Source organism: Leucobacter sp. USHLN153 (assembly GCF_037145615.1).
GTDB lineage: Bacteria > Actinomycetota > Actinomycetes > Actinomycetales > Microbacteriaceae > Leucobacter.
The window spans coordinates 46,482-65,799 of the sequence record NZ_JBBCXE010000001.1; the positions used below are offsets into that span (position 1 = coordinate 46,482).

At 67.2% G+C, this 19,318-nt stretch carries 17 protein-coding genes; 6 read left to right on the forward strand and 11 right to left on the reverse strand.

Translation table 11 applies throughout. From position 1 onward, the window contains the following. Window positions 1-37: 37 nt before the first annotated feature. The 5 genes from speB to WFH00_RS00205 all read right to left on the reverse strand — a co-directional run bounded on the left by speB (window position 38) and on the right by WFH00_RS00205 (window position 6,518). The gene (gene speB, locus WFH00_RS00185; protein ID WP_336658496.1) at window positions 38-1,027 is read right to left on the reverse strand and encodes an agmatinase; all 990 of its coding nucleotides are present in this window, start codon (window positions 1,025-1,027) and stop codon (window positions 38-40) included. Between the two features lie 339 nt (window positions 1,028-1,366). After that, window positions 1,367-3,082, reverse strand: a complete 1,716-nt coding sequence (locus WFH00_RS00190; RefSeq protein WP_336658497.1) for an aminotransferase-like domain-containing protein — start codon at window positions 3,080-3,082, stop codon at window positions 1,367-1,369. After that, on the reverse strand, window positions 3,079-3,948 hold the full coding sequence (locus tag WFH00_RS00195) for a DNA-methyltransferase (protein ID WP_336658498.1): 870 nt from the start codon (window positions 3,946-3,948) through the stop codon (window positions 3,079-3,081). Before WFH00_RS00195 ends, WFH00_RS00190 begins: the two co-directional genes overlap by 4 nt. 26 nt (window positions 3,949-3,974) lie before the next feature. Further along, a complete protein-coding gene (locus tag WFH00_RS00200) occupies window positions 3,975-5,081 on the reverse strand; it encodes a 3-hydroxyisobutyryl-CoA hydrolase (RefSeq protein ID WP_336658499.1) in 1,107 nt (368 codons plus the stop codon). Window positions 5,082-5,186: 105 nt separating this feature from the next. Continuing rightward, on the reverse strand, window positions 5,187-6,518 hold the full coding sequence (locus WFH00_RS00205) for an MFS transporter (RefSeq protein ID WP_336658500.1): 1,332 nt from the start codon (window positions 6,516-6,518) through the stop codon (window positions 5,187-5,189). Window positions 6,519-6,667: 149 nt separating this feature from the next. Here WFH00_RS00205 and WFH00_RS00210 point away from each other — a divergent pair, with 149 nt between their 5' ends. The 3 genes from WFH00_RS00210 (at window position 6,668) to WFH00_RS00220 (ending at window position 8,945) form a co-directional block, all read left to right on the forward strand. Beyond that, on the forward strand, window positions 6,668-7,504 hold the full coding sequence (locus WFH00_RS00210) for a DUF3097 family protein (protein WP_336658502.1): 837 nt from the start codon (window positions 6,668-6,670) through the stop codon (window positions 7,502-7,504). A gap of 95 nt (window positions 7,505-7,599) precedes the next feature. Further along, complete coding sequence (locus tag WFH00_RS00215) at window positions 7,600-8,490, forward strand: arginase family protein (RefSeq protein WP_336658503.1); 891 nt, start codon at window positions 7,600-7,602, stop codon at window positions 8,488-8,490. Next, complete coding sequence (locus WFH00_RS00220; RefSeq protein WP_336658505.1) at window positions 8,487-8,945, forward strand: Fe-S oxidoreductase; 459 nt, start codon at window positions 8,487-8,489, stop codon at window positions 8,943-8,945. The genes WFH00_RS00215 and WFH00_RS00220 overlap by 4 nt, the downstream gene beginning before the upstream one ends. A 37-nt stretch (window positions 8,946-8,982) precedes the next feature. On the opposite strand, the gene WFH00_RS00225 is transcribed toward WFH00_RS00220, so the two are convergent. Continuing rightward, complete coding sequence (locus WFH00_RS00225) at window positions 8,983-9,303, reverse strand: hypothetical protein (protein WP_336658507.1); 321 nt, start codon at window positions 9,301-9,303, stop codon at window positions 8,983-8,985. Between the two features lie 440 nt (window positions 9,304-9,743). Between WFH00_RS00225 and WFH00_RS00230 the strand changes: the two genes are divergently transcribed. The 3 genes from WFH00_RS00230 to WFH00_RS00240 all read left to right on the forward strand — a co-directional run bounded on the left by WFH00_RS00230 (window position 9,744) and on the right by WFH00_RS00240 (window position 13,941). Continuing rightward, window positions 9,744-11,279 carry an APC family permease gene (locus WFH00_RS00230; protein WP_336658508.1) on the forward strand — a complete coding sequence of 512 codons (1,536 nt, stop codon included), beginning with the start codon at window positions 9,744-9,746 and terminating at the stop codon, window positions 11,277-11,279. Between the two features lie 6 nt (window positions 11,280-11,285). Further along, window positions 11,286-13,247, forward strand: a complete 1,962-nt coding sequence (locus tag WFH00_RS00235; protein ID WP_336658509.1) for a primary-amine oxidase — start codon at window positions 11,286-11,288, stop codon at window positions 13,245-13,247. 100 nt (window positions 13,248-13,347) lie between these two features. Next, complete coding sequence (locus tag WFH00_RS00240; protein ID WP_336658510.1) at window positions 13,348-13,941, forward strand: hypothetical protein; 594 nt, start codon at window positions 13,348-13,350, stop codon at window positions 13,939-13,941. A gap of 73 nt (window positions 13,942-14,014) precedes the next feature. Here WFH00_RS00240 and WFH00_RS00245 read toward each other — a convergent pair whose 3' ends face one another. From WFH00_RS00245 to WFH00_RS00265, 5 genes are all read right to left on the reverse strand, one after another. Beyond that, window positions 14,015-15,508 carry an aldehyde dehydrogenase family protein gene (locus WFH00_RS00245; protein WP_336658511.1) on the reverse strand — a complete coding sequence of 498 codons (1,494 nt, stop codon included), beginning with the start codon at window positions 15,506-15,508 and terminating at the stop codon, window positions 14,015-14,017. A 58-nt stretch (window positions 15,509-15,566) separates the two neighbouring features. After that, the gene (locus WFH00_RS00250; protein WP_336658512.1) at window positions 15,567-16,925 is read right to left on the reverse strand and encodes an MFS transporter; all 1,359 of its coding nucleotides are present in this window, start codon (window positions 16,923-16,925) and stop codon (window positions 15,567-15,569) included. 100 nt (window positions 16,926-17,025) lie between these two features. Then, on the reverse strand, window positions 17,026-18,174 hold the full coding sequence (locus tag WFH00_RS00255) for a M20 family metallopeptidase (RefSeq protein ID WP_336658514.1): 1,149 nt from the start codon (window positions 18,172-18,174) through the stop codon (window positions 17,026-17,028). Further along, window positions 18,167-18,847: a DUF1028 domain-containing protein gene (locus WFH00_RS00260; protein ID WP_336658515.1), complete on the reverse strand. Its 681-nt coding sequence runs from the start codon at window positions 18,845-18,847 to the stop codon at window positions 18,167-18,169. Before WFH00_RS00260 ends, WFH00_RS00255 begins: the two co-directional genes overlap by 8 nt. Before the next feature lie 2 nt (window positions 18,848-18,849). After that, on the reverse strand, window positions 18,850-19,272 hold the full coding sequence (locus WFH00_RS00265; protein WP_442918757.1) for a RidA family protein: 423 nt from the start codon (window positions 19,270-19,272) through the stop codon (window positions 18,850-18,852). Window positions 19,273-19,318 lie beyond the last annotated feature (46 nt).

Sequence of the window (19,318 nt, forward strand, 5' to 3'; positions counted from 1 at the left end):
GCCCGTCGAAGCGGGTGCGGCAGGTCGATCCTGCGACTTAGCCGACGTAAATCGGCGTCGTGGGTGCGCCCGCGTGCGAAGCGAGCGCCTCGAGCGCGATGCGCGCCGCGACGAGCTGCGTGCGCGTCGAGTGGTCGAGCGAGGGAGCGGGCTCTGCGATGTCGAGGCCGATCAGTCCGGCGGAGCCGATGCCGCGCACGATCTCGAGCGCCTCGCGCATGGTCATGCCGCCCGGGGTCGGTGCGCACGTGCCGGGCGCGAACGCCGCGTCGAGAGCGTCGACATCGAAGGTGAGGTAGAAACCGTCGTCGCCGACGCGCTCCAGGATCTGCTCGACCGCCCACGCAGCGCCGCGCTGCCAGATATCCTCGAGCCAGATCACTCGGATGCCGTGGTCGCGGCAGTACTGCAGCTCGGTCTTGGGGTTCATCCAGCCGCTGATGCCGACGAGCACCATCTTCGCCGGGTCATAGCCGTTGTCGACCGCGCGCGTGATGGTGCAGCAGTGGTTGAGCTCCTCACCGCCGACGTTCGGGGCGGCGTCGAGGTGGGTGTCGAACTGCACCCAGCCCGGGCTCGTGTTCGGCCGCTTCGCCGCCTTGCCCACGGGGATGCTGACGGAGTGGTCACCACCGAACACGACGGGGATCGCGCCACCGGCGACGATCTCGGCGATGTCGGCCTCGACGCGCTCGAAGGTCTTCGGCGTGTTGCCGAGCGCGACGTGGCAGTCGCCGCCATCGAGGAGCGGGAGGTGCGCGAAGAGGTCGAAGTCGAACGTCGCCTGGAAGTTCGTGAACTGCACCGAGGTCTCGCGGATCGCGCGCGGCCCGTAGTTCGCGCCGCTGCGGCTGATCGTCGTCGCATCAAAGGGGAAGCCGTAGACGACCGCCTTGGCGCCGGCCGCCCGGATCGCGTCCCGGTTCAGCTCGACCTTCGGCACGCCCATGAAGGTGCCGCCGAGGCCACCGTGCAGCAGGCCGTTCCACATCGTCTCATCGAAGGACGTCGTTGTCTGTTCCGTCATGGTCTCTGCCATTCCCTCCCGCGGTTGCAGCCGCGATGCTGATGTTGAAACGTTTCGATACTGAATGGAGTCACAAGGACACCCGAGCCGAAACGCTTCGGCAAGCATAACAAGCACCCGCGGGTTCGTCTAGCTCGTCGTGGGCGCAATTGAAGGAAGCCTTCCGGCTAAAGGCCCCGGGGCGCAGCCGCGCCGCTGATACGCAATCGAACTCAGTGAGCACCCGTGCGAGACTGCGTGACAAGCTCCCCGGCCATGGAGATGCTCGCGGTCGCACCCGCGCTCGGCTGGTCGCGAGCCGCGCTCCCCTCGGCTTTCCGCCGCAGCGCGTGACCGCCGTCAGTGCGCGTCGAGAATTCCCCTGAGGCGCCCCAGCGCCGCATCGAAGACGACGTCGTCGGTTCCGCCGAGACCGATCACGAGTCCCGACATTCCGTCGGTGGTCTGTCGCTGCCAGTAGCGTCCGAGCGCCTGGGCTCCGAGCCCGTCGCGCTCCGACGCCGCGAACGCGCGGGCCTCGCGCCGCCGCGCCGCGGTCGCCTCCCCGACGAACTGCAGCACCGCGTGCAACCCGCCGTCCATGGGGCGCACACGCACGTCGTTGGCCCCCGCGAGTCGATCCGACACGAGATCGCGTCGTGCCGCGTATCGGCGCAGCATCCGCGTGGTGTGACGCCTGAGTTCTCCGCTCGCGAGGTAGCGCGCGAGCGCCGCCTGCACGACGCTCGACACCGGGCCACCGAGGTCTCGCCGCAGCGGCTCGATTCGCGAGCGGAGCCCCGCGGGAGCGAGGAGATAGCCCGCGCCGAGGGCGGGGGTGAGCGTTCGCGAGAACGTACCGAGCAGCACTACAACCCCGTGCGCCGGATCGTCGAGCGCCGCGAGGGTGGGCAGCGGCGACCCCGTGTACCGCAGCTCGGAATCGAAGTCGTCCTCGACCACGACAACACCGTTGCGTCTCGCCCACGCGAGCAACTCGCGGCGCCGCACGAGCGGCAACGAACCACCGAGCGGGTACTGGTGGCTCGGCGTCACGATGACGAGGTCGAGCACCCCATCGGGCAACCGCGCGGTGTCGAGGCCGTCCTGGTCCGTGGGGAGCGCGACGATCCGGGCGCCCGCGCGCAGGGCGACGCCGCGGAGCGACGGCAGACCCGGATCCTCCACGCCGACCACGAGCTCGCGACCACGGGTGACGCCGAGCGCCGTGAGGAGCAGCCACAGCCCGTCACGGGTGCCCGCCGTCACGAGCACGTCGTGCGCGGCGCGCGGTGTCCCTCGGGTGCGGCGCAGGTGCTCGGAGATCTCCCGGCGCAGCTCGGGATCGCCGAGCGCCGGTGCCGCCGTCGCGTCACTGGCGGCGGCCCGCCACGCCGCGCGCCAGGATGGACCCACCACGCCCTCAGTGATCGCGACCCCAGGGGCGAGCGGAGACGGAGCGCCGGTGTTCTCCAGTTCACCATCGGATCCGGCAACGAGGGCACCTGAGCCCGGCTCCGCGCCGGCCGCCGACCCTTCCAACAGCGACGCCGCTGACGCGGGAATCGGTCGACGAGCTGAGGCTCCAGGACTGCCCGCACCCGAGGTTCCATCGGGTGCGGAGACCTCACTCGCACCGCCGCTGCCCGCGGGCGCTTGCGCGGAGACCTCTGCGTTGGGGCGCCCGACGTGCGGACGATCCTCACCGTCAGCAGAATGGCCCCGAACAGCGCCGTCGCCACGAGCACCCGCGTGCACGCTCTCCGCCGCTCGCGCGAGCGCCGGGTGTACGCGCGTCCGGCGCCCCTGCGACGCTTCGAGATACCCCTCGGCGGCGAGCTGCTCGTACGCGGTGACGACGACGCCCCTCGCTACGCCCAAACGCCTCGCGAGCTCGCGCGTCGCGGGCACCATCTCCCCCGGCCGCATGAGGTCCGCGTCAATCGCCTCGCGCAGCGCGGCCGCGAGCTGCGATGGAAGCGGGGCGTCCGAGTCGCGATCGAGATGCACGGGGAAATCGTCAATATGGCGCCCGCCCGCGGCGCCCGCGGCCGCGACCCCCTCAGAACCGCTCATGAGAACTGCGCCCCGCTGCGGTCGAGCCGCGCGCGCATCACCGCGTGCGCCTCCGGGTTCTCGTCGATGAGCAGAAACCGGCGATCGAGTTCCGCTGCCGCCGCGCCCGCCGTGCCGCTCCCCGCGAACGGGTCGAGCACCCAGTCCCCGGGCCTGCTCGACGCCTGGATGATCCGCCGCAGAATCCCGACGGGCTTCTGAGTCGGGTACCCCGTCCGTTCGCTCCCGGTCGGCGAGACGATCGTGTGCCACCACGTGTCGGTCGGCAGTTTGCCGAGGGCGGCCTTCTCCGCCGTCACGAGCCCCGGCGCCATGTACGGTTCGCGATCCACCGCCTCTGCATCGAAGTAGTACCAGTCGGGGTGTTTCGCGTACACGAGGATGTTGTCGTGCTTCGCCGGCCACCGTCGCTTCGAGCGCGCCCCGTAGTCGTAGGCCCAGATGATCTCGTTGATGAAGCATTCCGACCCGAAGAGCGCGTCGAGCAGCACCTTCGCGTAGTGCACCTCGCGGTAGTCGAGGTGCAGATAGAGCAGCCCGTCGAGCGCGAGCACCCGCCACACCTCCTCGAGCCTCGGTTCGAGAAAGTCCCAGTAGTCACCGAAGCGGTCGTCGTACGCGTGCGTCATCTCACGCGTGACGCGGTAGCCCTGCCCGCGGAAGCCGAGTCGCCCGCCGAGCTCGCCGCTCTGCCCCGGCTCGACTCGCGTGCCGCGCACCCGCTCCGTGCGGCGCTCACGCCCCGTGTTGAACGGCGGGTCGAGATAGGCGACGGCAAATGCGGCGCTCGGTAGGCGGCGCAGGATCGGCAGGTTGTCGCCCTCGATCACCCGGCTCGGCCCGTCGGCGCTCCAGGGCTCAGTCACGCTCACAGGCTACCGCTCGCCGCCCCTCACAGCACCAGTGGTGCTTCTCCAACCCGAGGCTCCGGGTCGAGAATCCGGGCGAGCACCTCGTCGTTCAGGTCTTCGAGGCTCGCGGGCGACCAGCGCGGAGCGCGGTCCTTGTCGATGATCTGTGCCCGCACCCCCTCCGCGAAGTCGGGAAGGTCGTCGAGCCGCCCGAGCACCCGGAGGTCGTCGGCGAGCACCGCCGCGAGATCGAGGGAGCGCTCGCGGGTGCGCTCGAGCTGGGCGAGGGTCACGGCGATGGAGGTCGGGCTCATCGCCCGCATCGTCGCCGCCACCGCCGAGCGGCGCGCGTGCGACTCCTCCTCGAGCAGCGCGACGAGGTGCAGCGCCGTCTGCTTCGGCGCTCTGAACGCTGAGCCGCCCGCGCGCTCGACCGCCGTCTCGAGGAGGGGCTCCCACCACGAGGCCGCGTCGAGCAGCTCCGAGGTCGGAGCTGCCTCCGCGAGTCGACGGGCGACCGCGCCGGGTTCCTCGCCCGCGACGAGTGCCTCCCGCAGCGCACCCAGCCGCTCCGACGGTACGAAGTAGTCGGCGAAGCCCAGAGCGATCGCGTCGGCGCCGCTCATCTCCCCGGCGGTGACCGCGAGCAGCTCGCCCAGCCTGCCGGGCGCACGCGCGAGAAGCAGGTGGCCACCCACGTCGGGCACGATCCCGATGCGCACCTCGGGCATCGCGAGCCTGCTCCGCTCGGTAACCACGCGCACGCGCGCGTGCCCGCCCAAGCCGATGCCACCACCCATCGCGATGCCGTCCATCACCGCAACCACGGGCACTGCTGAGACCGCGAGCGCGTGATCGACGCGATACTCGGTCGCGAGAATGCGACGCCCGTTGCCGCCGGAGATCTCCTTGATGTCTCCGCCACCGCAGAAGCCGCGCTCGCCAGCTCCGTCGAGCAGAATCGCCTCGCTGCCGTCCGTCTGCACTCGAGTGATGGCCTCGTCGAGCAGGCTGAACATCTCGCTCGAGAGCGCATTGATCGCGCGCGGTCGGTTCAAGGTGAGGTGAGTGACAGCGCCGTCACGGCGTGCGAGCACGAGGGGCTCAGGGGTCGGCTGGGGGTCGCGATGCGGCTCGGCGTGACTCATATCTGCACGCTAGCATCGGCCGCGGACATCGACCGTCGAGGCTCTTACGGCGCGATACCGTTGGCGGCCGATGTGTCGGCGGCTCCCGCCCTCCCGCTTCCCGCTCTACGGCGTGGGGTGGTGCGAGTCGTAGCGCTGGAATCCCCGCGCCGTGCGGAGCAGCACGAGCATCACCGCGAAGATCACGATGCCGCCGAAGAGCGGCGGCGCCCAGAGCGCCACCAGCGTTGCGACTCCGCCCGCGAGCAGGTCTCCGACGCGCGGGCCCCCCGCGACCACCACGTAGAACAGGCCCTGCATGCGGCCGCGCACATCGTCGGGCGCTGCTGACTGCAGGATCGTGGTGCGGAAGACGGCACTCACGTTGTCCGCGGCCCCCGTGCCCGCAAGCGCGACCCCGGCGAGAATGATGGCCGGCAGGATCGGGTGATCCGAACGCTCCGCCGTGCCCGCTGTCAATGCCGTCACAAGCAGCACCAGGCCGAACAGCCCCGTGAACACCCCGAACGTCGCCACCGCGAGCGTCACCGCACGCCCCTGCCGTCGCACGCTTCCGAGCGGGCCGGAGAACAGCCCGCTCAGCAGCGATCCGACGGCGAAGGCGGCCGTGAGCACGCCGACCGTGACCGGCCCGCCGCCCAGCACGAGCGCGCCCGCTGCGGGAAACACGACGCGAGGCGTGCCGAAAATCATCGCGACGAGGTCCCAGATGAAGGTCGCGCGCACGTTCGGCGCTCGCCGCAGAAACTTCAAGCTGCCGATGACGGAGCCGAAGCCCGGCGCCACGCGATCCCCCTCGGGAACCATGCGGGGCAGACTCAGGATGCCGAGGAACGCGCCCGTGAAGAGGACGGCATCGAGGAGGTAGGTCCAGGGCACGCCGACGGTCGCGACCAGCACGCCCGCGACTGCCGGGCCGACCGTGATCGCGAGCCCCATGGTGATGCCGCTGAGCGCAGCTGCCGCCGGGAGCAACTGCGTCGGGAGCAGGCGCGGCAGCATGGCCCCGCGCGTCGCGCCCATAATGGTGGCCGATGCCGCATTCACCGCGGCGAGCGCGTAGTACGGCCACGTCGCCCGCACGTCCATGAACGCGATCGTCGTCATCGTGCCGATGCTCCCCCACGCCGCGATCGCCGTGACCAGCGAGACGAGGCGGCGGTCGAACATGTCGGCGAGCGCGCCACCGACGAACCCCGCGAGAATCATCGGGCCGAGCGCCCACAGCGCCACCAGCGACACCGCGAATGTGGAGTGCGTCAGCTCGTAGATATGCAGGCCGACCGCCACGATCGTCACCTGCGCGCCGATCTGAGCGATCGAGGTGCCCGTCCAGAGTTTCGCGAATGCGGGGCTGGCGCGGAGCGGCGTCGTATCGACGAGCAGCGAGCGGAGACTGCGGCGGCGGTTCTCCGACTCACCGCTCCGTTCGCTCACCGCCCTAGACTACCGGCGCTCGAGGACCCTCGGAGTCACGGTGTGCGCGGAAAACGCAGCAGACGCAGCGGACGCAGCATGCAGCGTCAGCGCGGCGTGCGCGGCGCGCGCGGCCTGCGCCGTGCCAGTGCGGCGATAGGCTCGATCCCATGTTCGACGACCGCTACGATCTCGATCCCGTCGCCCGCATGAAACCGCGTCGCGGGCCCGTCGAGCGCACCGATGTGCCGCTCGCGAAGGGCCTCGTTGTCGAGCACACCGAGTCGGAGTGGTGCGGCGCCGTGGTCGGAGCGCGCGAGGGCTTCGTGCAGCTCGAGGACTTCCGCGGCAAGGTGCGCACGTTTCCGCTGAGCGACGGCTTCCTCATCGATGGCAAGCCCGTGCGGCTCGTGCGCCCGGCGGCCCCGAAGGGAGGCAGAACGCGCACGGCATCGGGCTCGTTCGCGGCGCCCCAGCAGCGCGCCCGCGTCGCGATGCCGAGTCGCATTTTCGTCGAGGGCAAGCACGACGCCGAGCTGGTCGAACAGGTGTGGGGCGACGATCTGCGCGTCGAGGGCGTCGTGGTCGAGCTGCTGCAGGGCGCCGACAATCTGCAGCAGGTGCTCGCGGAATTCGGGCCGTGCGCGGAGCGGCGCGCGGGCGTGCTGCTCGACCACCTCGTAATCGGCAGCAAAGAGACGCGGATCGCCGACGCCATCGCACGCGGCCCCCTCGGGGCGCACGTGCTCATCGTCGGCCACCCCTTCGTCGACATCTGGCAGGCGGTGAAGCCCGGCCGGGTCGGCCTCGAAGTCTGGCCCACGATCCCCCGCAACATCGAGTGGAAGGCCGGGATCTGCCGAGCCCTCGGATGGCCGAGCGACGAACCCGCCGACATCGCTGACGCCTGGTCGCGCATCCGCGGACGGGTGCGCAACTTCCGGGACCTCGAGCCCGAGCTCGTCGGTCGGGTCGAGCACCTCATCGACTTCGTGACCGTCGGCTGAGGCTGCTGCTCACGGTTCCTGCCTCCGCGCTTCCCCCGCGCGCTCACAGCACCCACGAGCGTATTCTGATGAGGTCGAGTCGCGAGGAGGGTGCAGTGGCCAGCCCGATGTTCTTGCTCATGCCCGAGTGGCAGGGCTCCGAGTCTTCACGAGCCATGCAGCTCACCGACGGGGCGGCGCTGCTCCGCGAGGATCTGCCCGCGTCGGCGATGCGCGAGATCGCCGTACCGCTCGAGGCGGGCGACGCAATGGGCACCCCGGTCGCCCGGCTCAGCAGCCTGATCCGCGCTCGGGACGCGGCGCGCACCGAGCTCGCGCCCGTGGTGCGGGAGGGCAGGCCCGCCATCATCCTCGGCGGAGACTGCGCCACGTCGCTGCCGGGTCTTGAGGCCGCGGCGATGGCGCATGATCGTCTCGCGGTGCTGTGGTTCGATGCCCATGCGGATCTGCAGCACCCGAGCACCTCACCCTCCGGCGCCGCATCGGGAATGACGCTGCGGCACGCGCTGGGCGATGGATCCCCCGATCTCTCGGCGCGCCGGTCCGTCGACGCGGCTCAGGTCACGCTCGTCGGTGCCCGAGCGCTCGACCCCGAGGAGGTCACGGAGATCCGGGAGCGCGGCATCGCGGTGCTCCCCGAGGCGGGCTCCGCCGAAAACGATGCGGAGGCACTCGGCCGCGCGATCCGCCAGCGCATTGCCGGCGCCGACGCGCTCTACGTGCACCTCGATCTCGATGTGCTCGATCCCTCGGAATTCGCCTCGGTGCACTCGCCGGTGCCGTTCGGGATCACGATCGCCGAGCTGACGCACGCGCTCCGGGTGGCCGTCGAGGCCGTGCCCCTCGTCGGCGCGGCGATCTGCGAATTCGCTCCGGCAAGCGAGCAGACCGCGGCCGACGATCTGCCCACGGTGCTGCGGATTCTCGCGGCGCTGACCTCGGGGGCGCAGCCGGGTTCGGGATCCACGGCAGGAGCTGCCGCGTGAGCCGGGCCGAGTCCGCAGGTGCGGGCGCCACCGGGCGGCACGCTGTCGGCGAGGGATCGGCCGGTGAGCGCGAAGCTGCGCGCGGCGAGACCGGTGTCACGCGCGGGACGCCGGCCTGGCCGCTCGCGCGACTCGGCTACGTCTACGCGACCGTCGTCGGCTTCGTGTGGGGCGCGATCTGGAGCCGCGGGCGCATTGAGCGGCGCGATGGGTTGTGGGTGTTCGAGGGGATGCCGAAGTGGACGTTCGGTCGCGGCGGGAGCTGCGTCGGCGGGTGCTACCTCACCGATCGCAACGTCTCGGGGCGGGTGCTCAGGCACGAGCGCGTGCACCGGGCCCAGTGGCAGCACTACGGCATGGCGCTGCCGATCCTCTATCTCATCTCGGGTCGCAACCCGCTGCGCAACCGCTTCGAGATCGAGGCGGGGCTGCGCGACGGCGGCTACGTGCGCTGAGCCGGCGAGCCTGGGCAGGGGTACGCAGCGCGCCGGCTTACTGCAGCGCGCACCCGGTGAGCACCTCGGCGTTCGCGACAATCAGCTCGAAGATGCGCGCGGAGTCGAGCGGCGTACCGCCCATGAGATGCAGGGCGTACGCGTCCTCCAGCGCGACGAGGTTGCTCGCCGCGGTCTGCACCGGCACACGCATGCGGAACACGCCGTCCGTCACGCCCTCGTTGAGCACATCCGAATACAGGGAGGCCTCGAGACGGTAGAGCTCCGCCATCAGGCCCGCATGGAATTCATCGCGATACGCATGTGTGTGCAGTTCGTTCAGGACTTGAAAGTCGACGTCATCGCGCGATGCTGGCACGCCACTCCGGATTGTGTTCACCAGCCGAACCCGGGCATCCCCCGTCCCTGCGCTCTCGTTCGGCGCACCCTGTGACCTCCGGCTCCAGTAAAAGCGGCTGACTGCGTGGCGGTGTACGTCGCGGATCAGGTCCGAGAGATCGGGGTAATAGTAGGCAACGGAGCCTGCTCCGAGCTCTGAGAAAGCGGCGACGTCGATCGCGCGTAGGCCGTTGACGCCCCGCGACGCAATCGCAAGTTTCGCGGCATCCACGAGCTGAGCTCTTCGTTCTGCTTGATTCTTGGGCCTCGCCATCACGACCATCTCCTCAAGTGATCCAGTGCAACGGCGATCAGTATGGGCATCCCACCGCTTCTGCTACCCCTTCTGAGTGTTCCGTGCAATTCTTTTGGTTGCAAATCAAAGAATTTGAATGAAGCCCACTCACAAGGAGGTGGACGGTGACTTCACCCGAACAGACGACCGCATTCGCGCAGGAACAGAAGCAGCACCTACGAAAGACCCTGGGGCGCTTCGACATCGTACTCATCGTGATGTCCGCGGTGCTCAGCATCGAAGTGCTCGCGCAGACCGCCGGTTTCGGGGCCGAGACGTTCACTTGGACGCTCGTGCTCGCGGTGCTCTTCCTCGTGCCGTATGCGCTGATCTTCGCAGAGACCGGCAGCACCTTCATTGGAGAGGGCGGCGCGTACCTGTGGGTGCGTCAGGCATTCGGGCGACCCGCCGGCGCGATCGCGTCGATTCTGAGCTGGGTCACCCAGCCCGTGTGGGTCGGCGGATCGATGGCGTTCCTCGCAACCGAGACGTGGAATCAGTTCATCAGTCCCCTGGCCACCGGCTCGGTCGGCGACTGGATCTTCAAGATCGTTTTCATCTGGATCACGGTGCTCGCCGCGATCCTCTCACTCGCCAAAGCGAAGTGGCTGCCCACTATGGGCGGACTCCTCAAGATCATTTTCGTCGCCTTCTTCCTGATCACAACGGTTATCTACGCCGCGCAGAACGGAGTGCAGCCGCTCAGCTTCGCCGATTTCAGCCCCACCCTGAGCGGCTTCCTCGGGCTCGTGCCGTTGCTGCTCTTCTCATACCTCGGCTTCGAAGCATCGAACGCAGCGTCGGACGAGATGAAGAATCCGAAGCGCGACATCCCGGTGTCGATCGCCCGCTCCGGGATCGTGTCTGCGCTCTGCTACCTGCTCCCCGTGCTGGCAATGCTGCTGGTCCTGCCTCAAGAGACGATCACCGGCATCGGCGGCCTGCTCGACGCGGTGCAGACGGTGTTCACGGTCTACGGCCCGGCCGGCGACGCGATGGTGACGCTAGCGGCAATCATGTTCGTCGTCATCCTCGCCTCGCAGGGTGCGGCGTGGATGATTATGAGCGACCGCATGCAGGCTCTGACCGCAGCCGATGGGTCGTTCTTCGGCGGGTTCTTCGGGAAGATCTCTCGCAGTCTCGGCACGCCGGTGAACGTGAACCTGCTCTCCGGAACGGTCGCCACGCTCTTCCTCATCGCCGCGATGCAACTGAGCGGTGACGCTGGTGCGCTCTTCGGCGTCGTGCTGACGATCTCAATCTCCACCTTCCTGCTCAGCTATCTGCTTATCATTCCCGCCGCCGTCAAGCTGCGCTGGCAGTATCCCGATCTCGAGCGCCCGTTCAAGGTGGGCGGCGGTAACGTCTGGTTCACCATGCTCGGTGCCGTTGCATTCCTCTGGGTCTTGCTCGGCTCATGGGTCGCAATCTTCCCCGGCACACTGGAGCGGCTCTTCGGCTTGGAATACGACTTCATCGAGATCTGGGGAGTCCCGCAGGGACCGTTCACGGCGCTCACCGTCGGGACCCTGGTGTTCCTTGCCGCGCTCGCTCTCGTCGGGTACGTCCGTGGTCGGCGGATCCGAGAGGCGAAGCCCAACCTCGAAACCCACGCACTCATGGTGAGCATCGACGAGAACCTCGATACAGAAAGGGCATGATTCTTCATGACCACGACCGAACCACACCCCCTCACGCGCCTGACCGGTGACGAGATCGAGCTCAACCGCGCGATCCTCGTGCAGGCCGGCCACGTCACCGAGAGCACCATCTTCGCCCTCGTGAGCCTGGTCGAACCCGACAAGCGCGATGTCCTGGGCGCCGTCCCGGGCCTCGACCGACGCGTGCGGACCCTTCTCGTTCAACGCGACAGCGGTGAGCAGACCGAGATTCTCGTGTCACTCGTCGAGCGCAAGGTGCTCCTCGCTCGCGTTCTCGATATCGCGAACGAGGGCCAGGCGCCGATCACGATAACGGAGTATGAGGACGCGGAACGAATGATCCGCGCCGATCCCGCGTGGCGTGCAGCCGTCGAAGCACGAGGGATCTCGGACTTCGATACCGTGCGCATTTGCGCCCTCTCCGCGGGATGCTTCGACATTCCGGGAGAGGCTGGACGTCGCCTCGTGCGCGGATCCGCGTTCATTCAGAATGATCCGCAGGACAACGCATGGGCCCACCCCCTCGAGGGGCTCGTCGCCTACCTCGATCTCAACTCCGGCGAGGTGGTGCAGCTCATCGACACCGACGTCGTGCCCGTGCCGACGGAACGGTTCGACTACCATCTCGATTCCTGGTTGCCGGAACCTCGCGCGACGCAAAAGCCCATCGAGATCATTCAGCCCGAGGGCGCGAGCTTCACGCTCGCGGACGACGTACTGACGTGGGAAAAGTGGCACGTGAGACTGGGTTTCGACCCCGTGGAGGGTCTCGTGCTGCACCAGATCGGTTTCGACGATCAGGGTGAGCTCCGGCCGATCGTCTATCGCGCCTCTGTCGCTGAGATGGTCGTGCCTTATGGAGATCCGAGTCCGGTGCGCTACTGGCAGAACTACTTCGATGCCGGTGAGTACTCCATGGGGAAGAGCGCGAATTCTCTCGAACTCGGGTGCGACTGTCTGGGCGAGATCGTCTACTCCGACGCTGTGCTCGCGGATGACCAGGGGCGCCCGCGCACGATCAAGAACGCGATCTGCATCCACGAGGAAGACGCGGGGATTCTGTTCAAGCACACTGACGAGTTCACGCTCGCTTCCGACGTGCGCCGCAACCGCCGTCTCGTCATCTCGTTCTTCATCACGGTCGGCAACTACGACTACGGCTTCTACTGGTATCTCTACCTCGACGGCACGATCGAACTCGAGTGCAAGGCTACGGGCATCGTCTACACCGCGGCGTATGGTGACGAGGCGCAGCGCCAGCGGTGGTCTTCCCCGCTCGGCGACGAGGGCCTCGGCATGCCGTTTCACCAGCACATGTTCTGCGCACGCCTCGACATGCTCGTCGACGGCATCGAGAACGCGGTCGACGAGCACGAGGCGATGCGCCTTCCATTCAGCGACGAGAATCCCTGGGGCAACGCGTTCACCCGCAAGGTCACGAGGCTGACGGAGGAGGGAGGCCGCCTCGCCGACGGCAAGACCGGACGCGTGTGGCACGTCGTGAACCCGACGAGGAAGAACAAGCACGGCTTACCCGTCGGCTACGAGCTACGCGTACCCGACCTTCCGACCATGATGGCCGCCGAGGGATCGTCGATTTCGAAGCGCGCCGGTTTCGGATCCAAGCACGTCTGGGTCACCCACTTCGACGCCGACGAACGCTTCCCCACGGGAACGTACCCGAATCAGAATCCGGGCAACGGCACGATCACCCAGTGGGTGGAACAGCGTCGTCCCATCGATGGCGACGACATCGTCGTGTGGGCGTCTTTCGCGATGACGCACTTTCCGCGGCCCGAGGATTGGCCGATCATGCCCGTGGACCGGCTCGGCTTCTCGATGAAGCCCTACGGGTTCTTCGATCAGAATCCGGCACTCGACGTGCCTCGGCCGAAGTCCGGGCACTGCAGCACTGCTACGGAAGCCGGATGCTGCGGCTCGGGGAACAGCACGGAAAGGTGCCACTGAGCATACGCGCTGGTCATTCGGTCCGCCGGTCGCACGCGCCTCTCCGCGCGCGACCGGCGGACCGGTTCATTCGCAGGCACCCAGAGAGGAGGTCCCTCGCGTGGTCCTGCTGAATTCACTCATCATGATGAGCGCTGGTGCGCTGTGCCTCTCCGGCGCAGTCATCTCTCGAAGCGCGTTGGCTCTCGTATCCTCCGGCGCGATGCTGCTGTCGATGCTGGACCTGCGCTTCCTCGGGATCGCCCACCCCCTCATCTGGGCAGCGCTCTTTCTCGTGCTCAGTCTCTGCTGCGCAGTGAACCTCCGGCTCTCGGCGCCCGAGCTTCGCGCCGCGCGGCGGACACGCGCACTCCACTCCCCCGGCGCGAAGTCAAACACTACGATCGCCGGGCTCAACGTTCCTCTCGGCCGGTCATTGGCGATCCTGTCGGCGCTCGCGTTTCCCTTCATGGCACTGCAGGTTCTGATGAGCGGCGCGAAGCATGCCCCTGACGCGCCGGTTGCGACGCACTCTTCGCACGCCGGCCACCAGTTTGATGCCTCGGCGTTCGGCATTGCCTTCGCGATCAGCGTCGCAGTTCTCGTCGTTCTCCTGGCGACAGTGGGTATTGCTGCGCTGCTGCGCCGACGCTCGATGTTGGTGCTCGAGTCGGCGGGAATGGCCCTCATGCTCGCGACAATGCAGCTGCACTGAACGCGTGGCGCCGGCAGGCGACTCCCGTCTTATTCACTCCGTGCGGCGGTGCAGGCGCCTCGGGCCGAGCGGCTTATCCCCACTGCATCCATGTCGTCTTGTAATCGGTGTAGTTCTCGAGCGCGTGCACGGAGAGGTCGCGACCGAAACCGGACTGCTTGAAACCGCCGAACGGCGTCGTGAACCCGAGAGCGTCCACTGTGTTCACCGAAACCGTGCCCGCAACGAGTCGTTCAGAAACGCGGTGCGCCCGCGCGAGAGATCCGGTCCACAGAGAGGCAGCGAGCCCGAAGGGCGTTTCATTCGCTCGGGCGATCGCCTCGTCCTCGGTATCGAAAGGCGTCACCACAGCCACGGGGCCGAAAATCTCTCGCGTATGCACCTCGTGATCAGCGGGAACATCAGTGACAATCGTCGGTTCGATAAACGCTCGTGATCCGCCGATCTCGGGTCGGGTTCCCCCTGCGACGATGGTGCCATCGCGGCGAGCATTCTCGATCGTCGACCAGACCGCATCCGCGTGCTGCTCCGATACGAGCGAGCCGATCCCTGAAGCGGGGTCGAGGGGATCTCCGGGAGCGTAGGCTTCGGCCGCACGCGCGTACAAGCGCAGAAATTCCTCGTAGACCGAGCGTTCGACGAAGATCCGGGAGTTCGCCGAACAGACTTCTCCCTGGTTGTAGAAGCTTCCGAAGGCCGCCTTCTCGGCTGCAACGGCAAGGTCCTCGCAGTCCGCGAAGATCAGGTTCGAGCTCTTTCCGCCGGCCTCGAGCGCCAAACGCTTCATGTTGGAGAGCCCCGCGTATTGCTGGAGCTGCTTCGCGACCTCCGTGGACCCGGTGAACGCCAGCATGTCGACGTCGTCATGCATACCGAGCGCCCGGCCGACGACCGAGCCGCGACCCGTCACGACGTTGAGCACTCCCGCAGGGATGCCTGCTTCGATCGCGAGTTCCGCGAGCAGGAGGGTCGAGTGCGAGGCCTCCACCGGCGGCTTTACGACGACGGAATTCCCGGCAGCGAGAGCCGGTGCGAGCTTCCACGATGCGATCTCGAGGGGATAATTCCACGCGACGATCACCGCGACCACACCGAGAGGTTCACGGGTGACAAGAGCAGTTGAACCAGGCGGCGTGACCGGGATCAGATCCTCTTGCTTTTCGATCGCTTCTCCGTAGAAGCGATACAGGGCGGCGGATCCGGGAGCGTCGATCGCGGCTGCCTCTCTGACGGGCTTACCCATATCCAGCGAGTCGTACAGCGCGAGATCCTGAGCGCGCGATTCGATGAGGCGGGCGAATTCAATGAGACGCTCACGCCGGAAGCCGGCTCCCGCACGCGACCATACCCCCGAGTCGAACGATGCGCGGGCGGCACCCACGGCCGCGTCCACATCGGAGCTGCCGCAGGCGTGGATGTGGGAGATCGTCTTCCCGGAAGCAGGGTTCGTCTTCGCTATGGTTTCCCCGGAGCGGGCGCTGACCCGACGACCGTCGATGAAGGGTCGGCCGTCGAAGGTGAGAGCGGTTGCGGCTGCCTGCCACTCAGCATATGTCATGTTGCTCATCGCGCATGTTCCTTTGATGTGAGCGCAGTTCGCCCGCTGGCGGCTACGCCATTCGGGGTTACTTCAGGGCGTCGGGAATCTCCACCGTCGCCGTTTCCAGATCCTGGGGCTTGAGCAGCGCCACACCTCGAGTTTCCGGGAGCGTCAGCACGGTCACGATGCCGATCACTCCGACGACTCCGAGGAAGATCCCCGGCGAGACGAGATTGCCCGTCGTGTCGAGAAGCCATGTCAGGACGTAGGGCGCGGTTCCCGCGAACAGCGCCGCCGTTACGGCGTACGCGATGGAGAGCCCGGTCTGACGGGTACGCGTCGGGAAGATCTCAACGACCGTCACCGCGTGAGTGCCGAGAATGATCGAAAGAATCAGCGCAAGGCCGAGAGTCGACAGGAACACCGAGACGCTGTCGCCCCTGCCCATCAGCATGAAGAGGGGCACGGAAAGCACCGTCAACGCGATCGCGGCAGTCATCAGCACCGGCTTGCGGCCGATCTTGTCCGAGAGTATCCCCGCAAGCGGCACAATGATGAGCCCGAGACCCGACGCCAGCGATGACAGGAGCGCTGCCCGCCCGGCGTCGAAGCCGATGTAGACCTCCTGGTAGGTAAGCAAGTAGACGAGCACGACGTAGAACGTCACGTTCATGAACGTTTCCATGCCGCAGGTCTGCAGGAACTGCTTCCAGTTTCGCTGGAACACCTCCTTGACCGGAGCATGCGACACCGTTTCAAGCTCTTGGAGCTGCTCGAACTCCGGCGTGTCCTCGATCTTGCGACGGATGTACAGGCCGATGAATCCGAGCGGCACCGTGATGAGGAACGGGATGCGCCACGCCCATTCGATGATCTCCGACTCATCGAACGCGACGTTCAGCAGGTAGACGACGAAGGACGCCAGCAGGAACCCGAGCAAGCTGCCGAACTCGAGCCAGCTGACGCCGAAGCCCCGTCGCTTCGCGGGTGAGAACTCGCCGAGGAACGCTGCCGCGCTTCCGAACTCACCACCGGCGGCGAGCCCCTGGACGATGCGGGTGACTACGAGCAGGATCGGTGCGAACACTCCGATCGAATCGTAGCCGGGCAGCAGACCGAGCACGAGGGTCGCAATCGCCATGGCGAGGATGACGATCGAGAGTGTTTGCTTCCGTCCGAGGCGGTCGCCGAGATTGCCGAAGATCACAGCTCCGAGCGGGCGCACGAGGAAGGAAACCGCGAACACCGCGAAGGTGGATAGCAGCCCGGCGGTCGCGTTCTCCTGCGGAAAGAACACCTCCGCGAGCGTGCTCGCGAGGTAGGCGTAGACGGCCCAGTCGAACCAGTGCACGAGCACGCCGATCGATCCAGCAACGACGCTCTTGCGCAGGCTCTTCTTGTCGACGAGTTCGCTGAGTTCCGGTCGGTGTTGTGGGGTAGTCACGGCAATGTGCTCCTCGCTGCTCTGAGAGGCGCGTGAAGCGCCGATGGATTGTTACGGTGTTGCGGTCCGCTCGCGGGGAGGGACTCGTTTCGGGAGGGGATCAGCTGGTTCGGACGTGGGCGACGTCGAGCGCAGTCCACGCGAGAGCGGTCGCCCCATCGCGCAAGGTCTGCTCCGCGGCCTCGCCGACGCAAGCGTCCGCAAATGCCGGCTGATGGTTACTCGCGTCACCGCCCACGCCGATGTAGGGGTGGATCGCATCAACGACTTGGGAGACATTCCCCATATCTGTGGACGCGCGGTTCATCGTCGCAGCGATCGGATCGACGTCGAAGCTTCGTCCGAGCGCGAGCGCATTGGCTCGGTACGCGGCTAGAGCGGCGCTATCGGTCCGCATCTCCGAGTAGCGCTTGCTCTCGGGCGTGATGGTGAGCTTCGCACCCGTGGCCAACGCACCCGCTTCGAAGCACTTCGTCACGCGGTCCTCGAGATCGAGAAGCTGTTCGGTCGTTTCCGCTCGGACGTACCAGCGACCTTCCGTACGCTCGGGAATCGCGTTCGGCGCTTCTCCTCCTCGCGTCTGCATGCCGTGCACGCGCACCGTGCTCGGCAGCTGCTGGCGCAGGAGCGCGATCGCGAGTTGCGCGATGACGAAGGCGTCATTCGCATTGATGCCGCGCTCGGGGTAGGCCGCGGCGTGGGCGGCCCTGCCGTCGTACTGGACATGCCAGTGGGTCACCGCGAAGGGCTCAGCCTCGGCTACGTCGACGGGCGCCGGGTGCGCCATGAGCGCGAAGTCGAGTTCGGTGAATGCCCCGCGCTCCAGCAGCTCGATCTTTCCGCCGCCTCCCTCTTCCGCGGGTGTTCCGATGACCGTGATCGTGATGCCGAACTCGTCCGCGATCTCGGACAGAGCGATGGCCCCGCCGACCGACATCGCCGAGATCAAGTTGTGCCCGCAGGCGTGACCGAGCCCGGGGAGTGCGTCGTACTCCGCGAGGAACCCGACGTTGAATCTCGAGTGCTCCGTTGCGCGCACAGCCCGGAAGGCGGTCTCCAGCCCGAGGTACGGTTTCTCGATGACGAAGCCGTGGTCACCCAGCAGTTCTGCGACCGCAGCAGACGAGCGGTGCTCCTGCCACCCCACTTCCGGGTCGTCGTGCAGCCGATTCGAGAGGCCGATCAGCTCATCGCCTGTCGCGGTCACACGACTCGCGATCCGCCGCTTGAGTGCGCCCAGGTCATTCATCGCCGGGCACTCCGTACGACGGCGCCGCCGTCGGGTCGATCCCGCGGTTCGTGTAGTCGTCGCGCTGCGGAAGCCAGTGTTCGAGCACGCGCCCGAGCTCAGCGATCGGATCTTCATCAACCCAATCGACGCGCAGGTCGGTCACGCGCCAACCTGCGTCGCTCACCACGGCGAGGCCGGCCGAGTGGACCGGACCTTCCTCGCCGCCCGCATCGACAGCAGCGCGAAGAGCCGCGTACAGCCGCTCCTCGATTCTGCCGGGCGCGCTCAGCGCCGTATCGACCAGCGCGTCGAGCACCTCGAGGCTCGCGAGCATGTTGCCTCCAGCGACCGCATTCTCTCGCTGAGCCGCCCCGAATGTCCCGAGTGCCCGCTCCCCCGAGAAGACTGCGCTCTGGCCCTTGCTGTCGAGGACGAGCAGCTGACGGTAATTGATTGACTGTGCATCCGCGGCGGCGACCACAGCATCGAGAGCCCGCTGCGCGGTGTGGCCGGCGCGCAGGTGCTCGATGAGCTGCGGACCCAGGCGCGGATCCGTCACGTTCTGAGAGTTGGCACCGCCGACGCCGTCCGCGAGGTTCAGACAACGGGCCGAGACCGCAGGAGAGGAGGACGAGATAGCCGCGCCGAACTCGCCGGTTTCGGGATCTCTGAGGATCAGCGAGAACGTCATCGCTATTGCTCGCTGATAACGGCGGTCGCGTCGATCTCGACGAGCCACTCAGGTCGCGCCAGCGCCTGCACGACGATGCCCGTGGAAACGGGGAAGACGCCCTTGAGCCACTTTCCCATCGTTCGATACACGTCCTCGCGATAGCGCGGATCGATGATGTACACCGTCACCTTGACGATGTCCTCCATCCTGCTGCCGGCTTCCTCGAGCAACATCTTGATGTTGCTCATCGCCTGCTCGGTCTGCGCAACCACGTCGCCTACGCCGACGGACTCTCTCGTCTCGAGATCCTGACCGATCTGACCGCGGAGGTAGACCACACCGTTCGCCACGACCGCCTGACACAGGTCGTTGTCGAGGTTCTGCTCCGGGTACGTGTCCTTCGTATTGAACATCCTGAGGCGCTGGTGCGTCGGCTCGCTCACGGATTCCTCCTCATCGAGTGCGGGAAAGACTGGCTACCGCAATTGT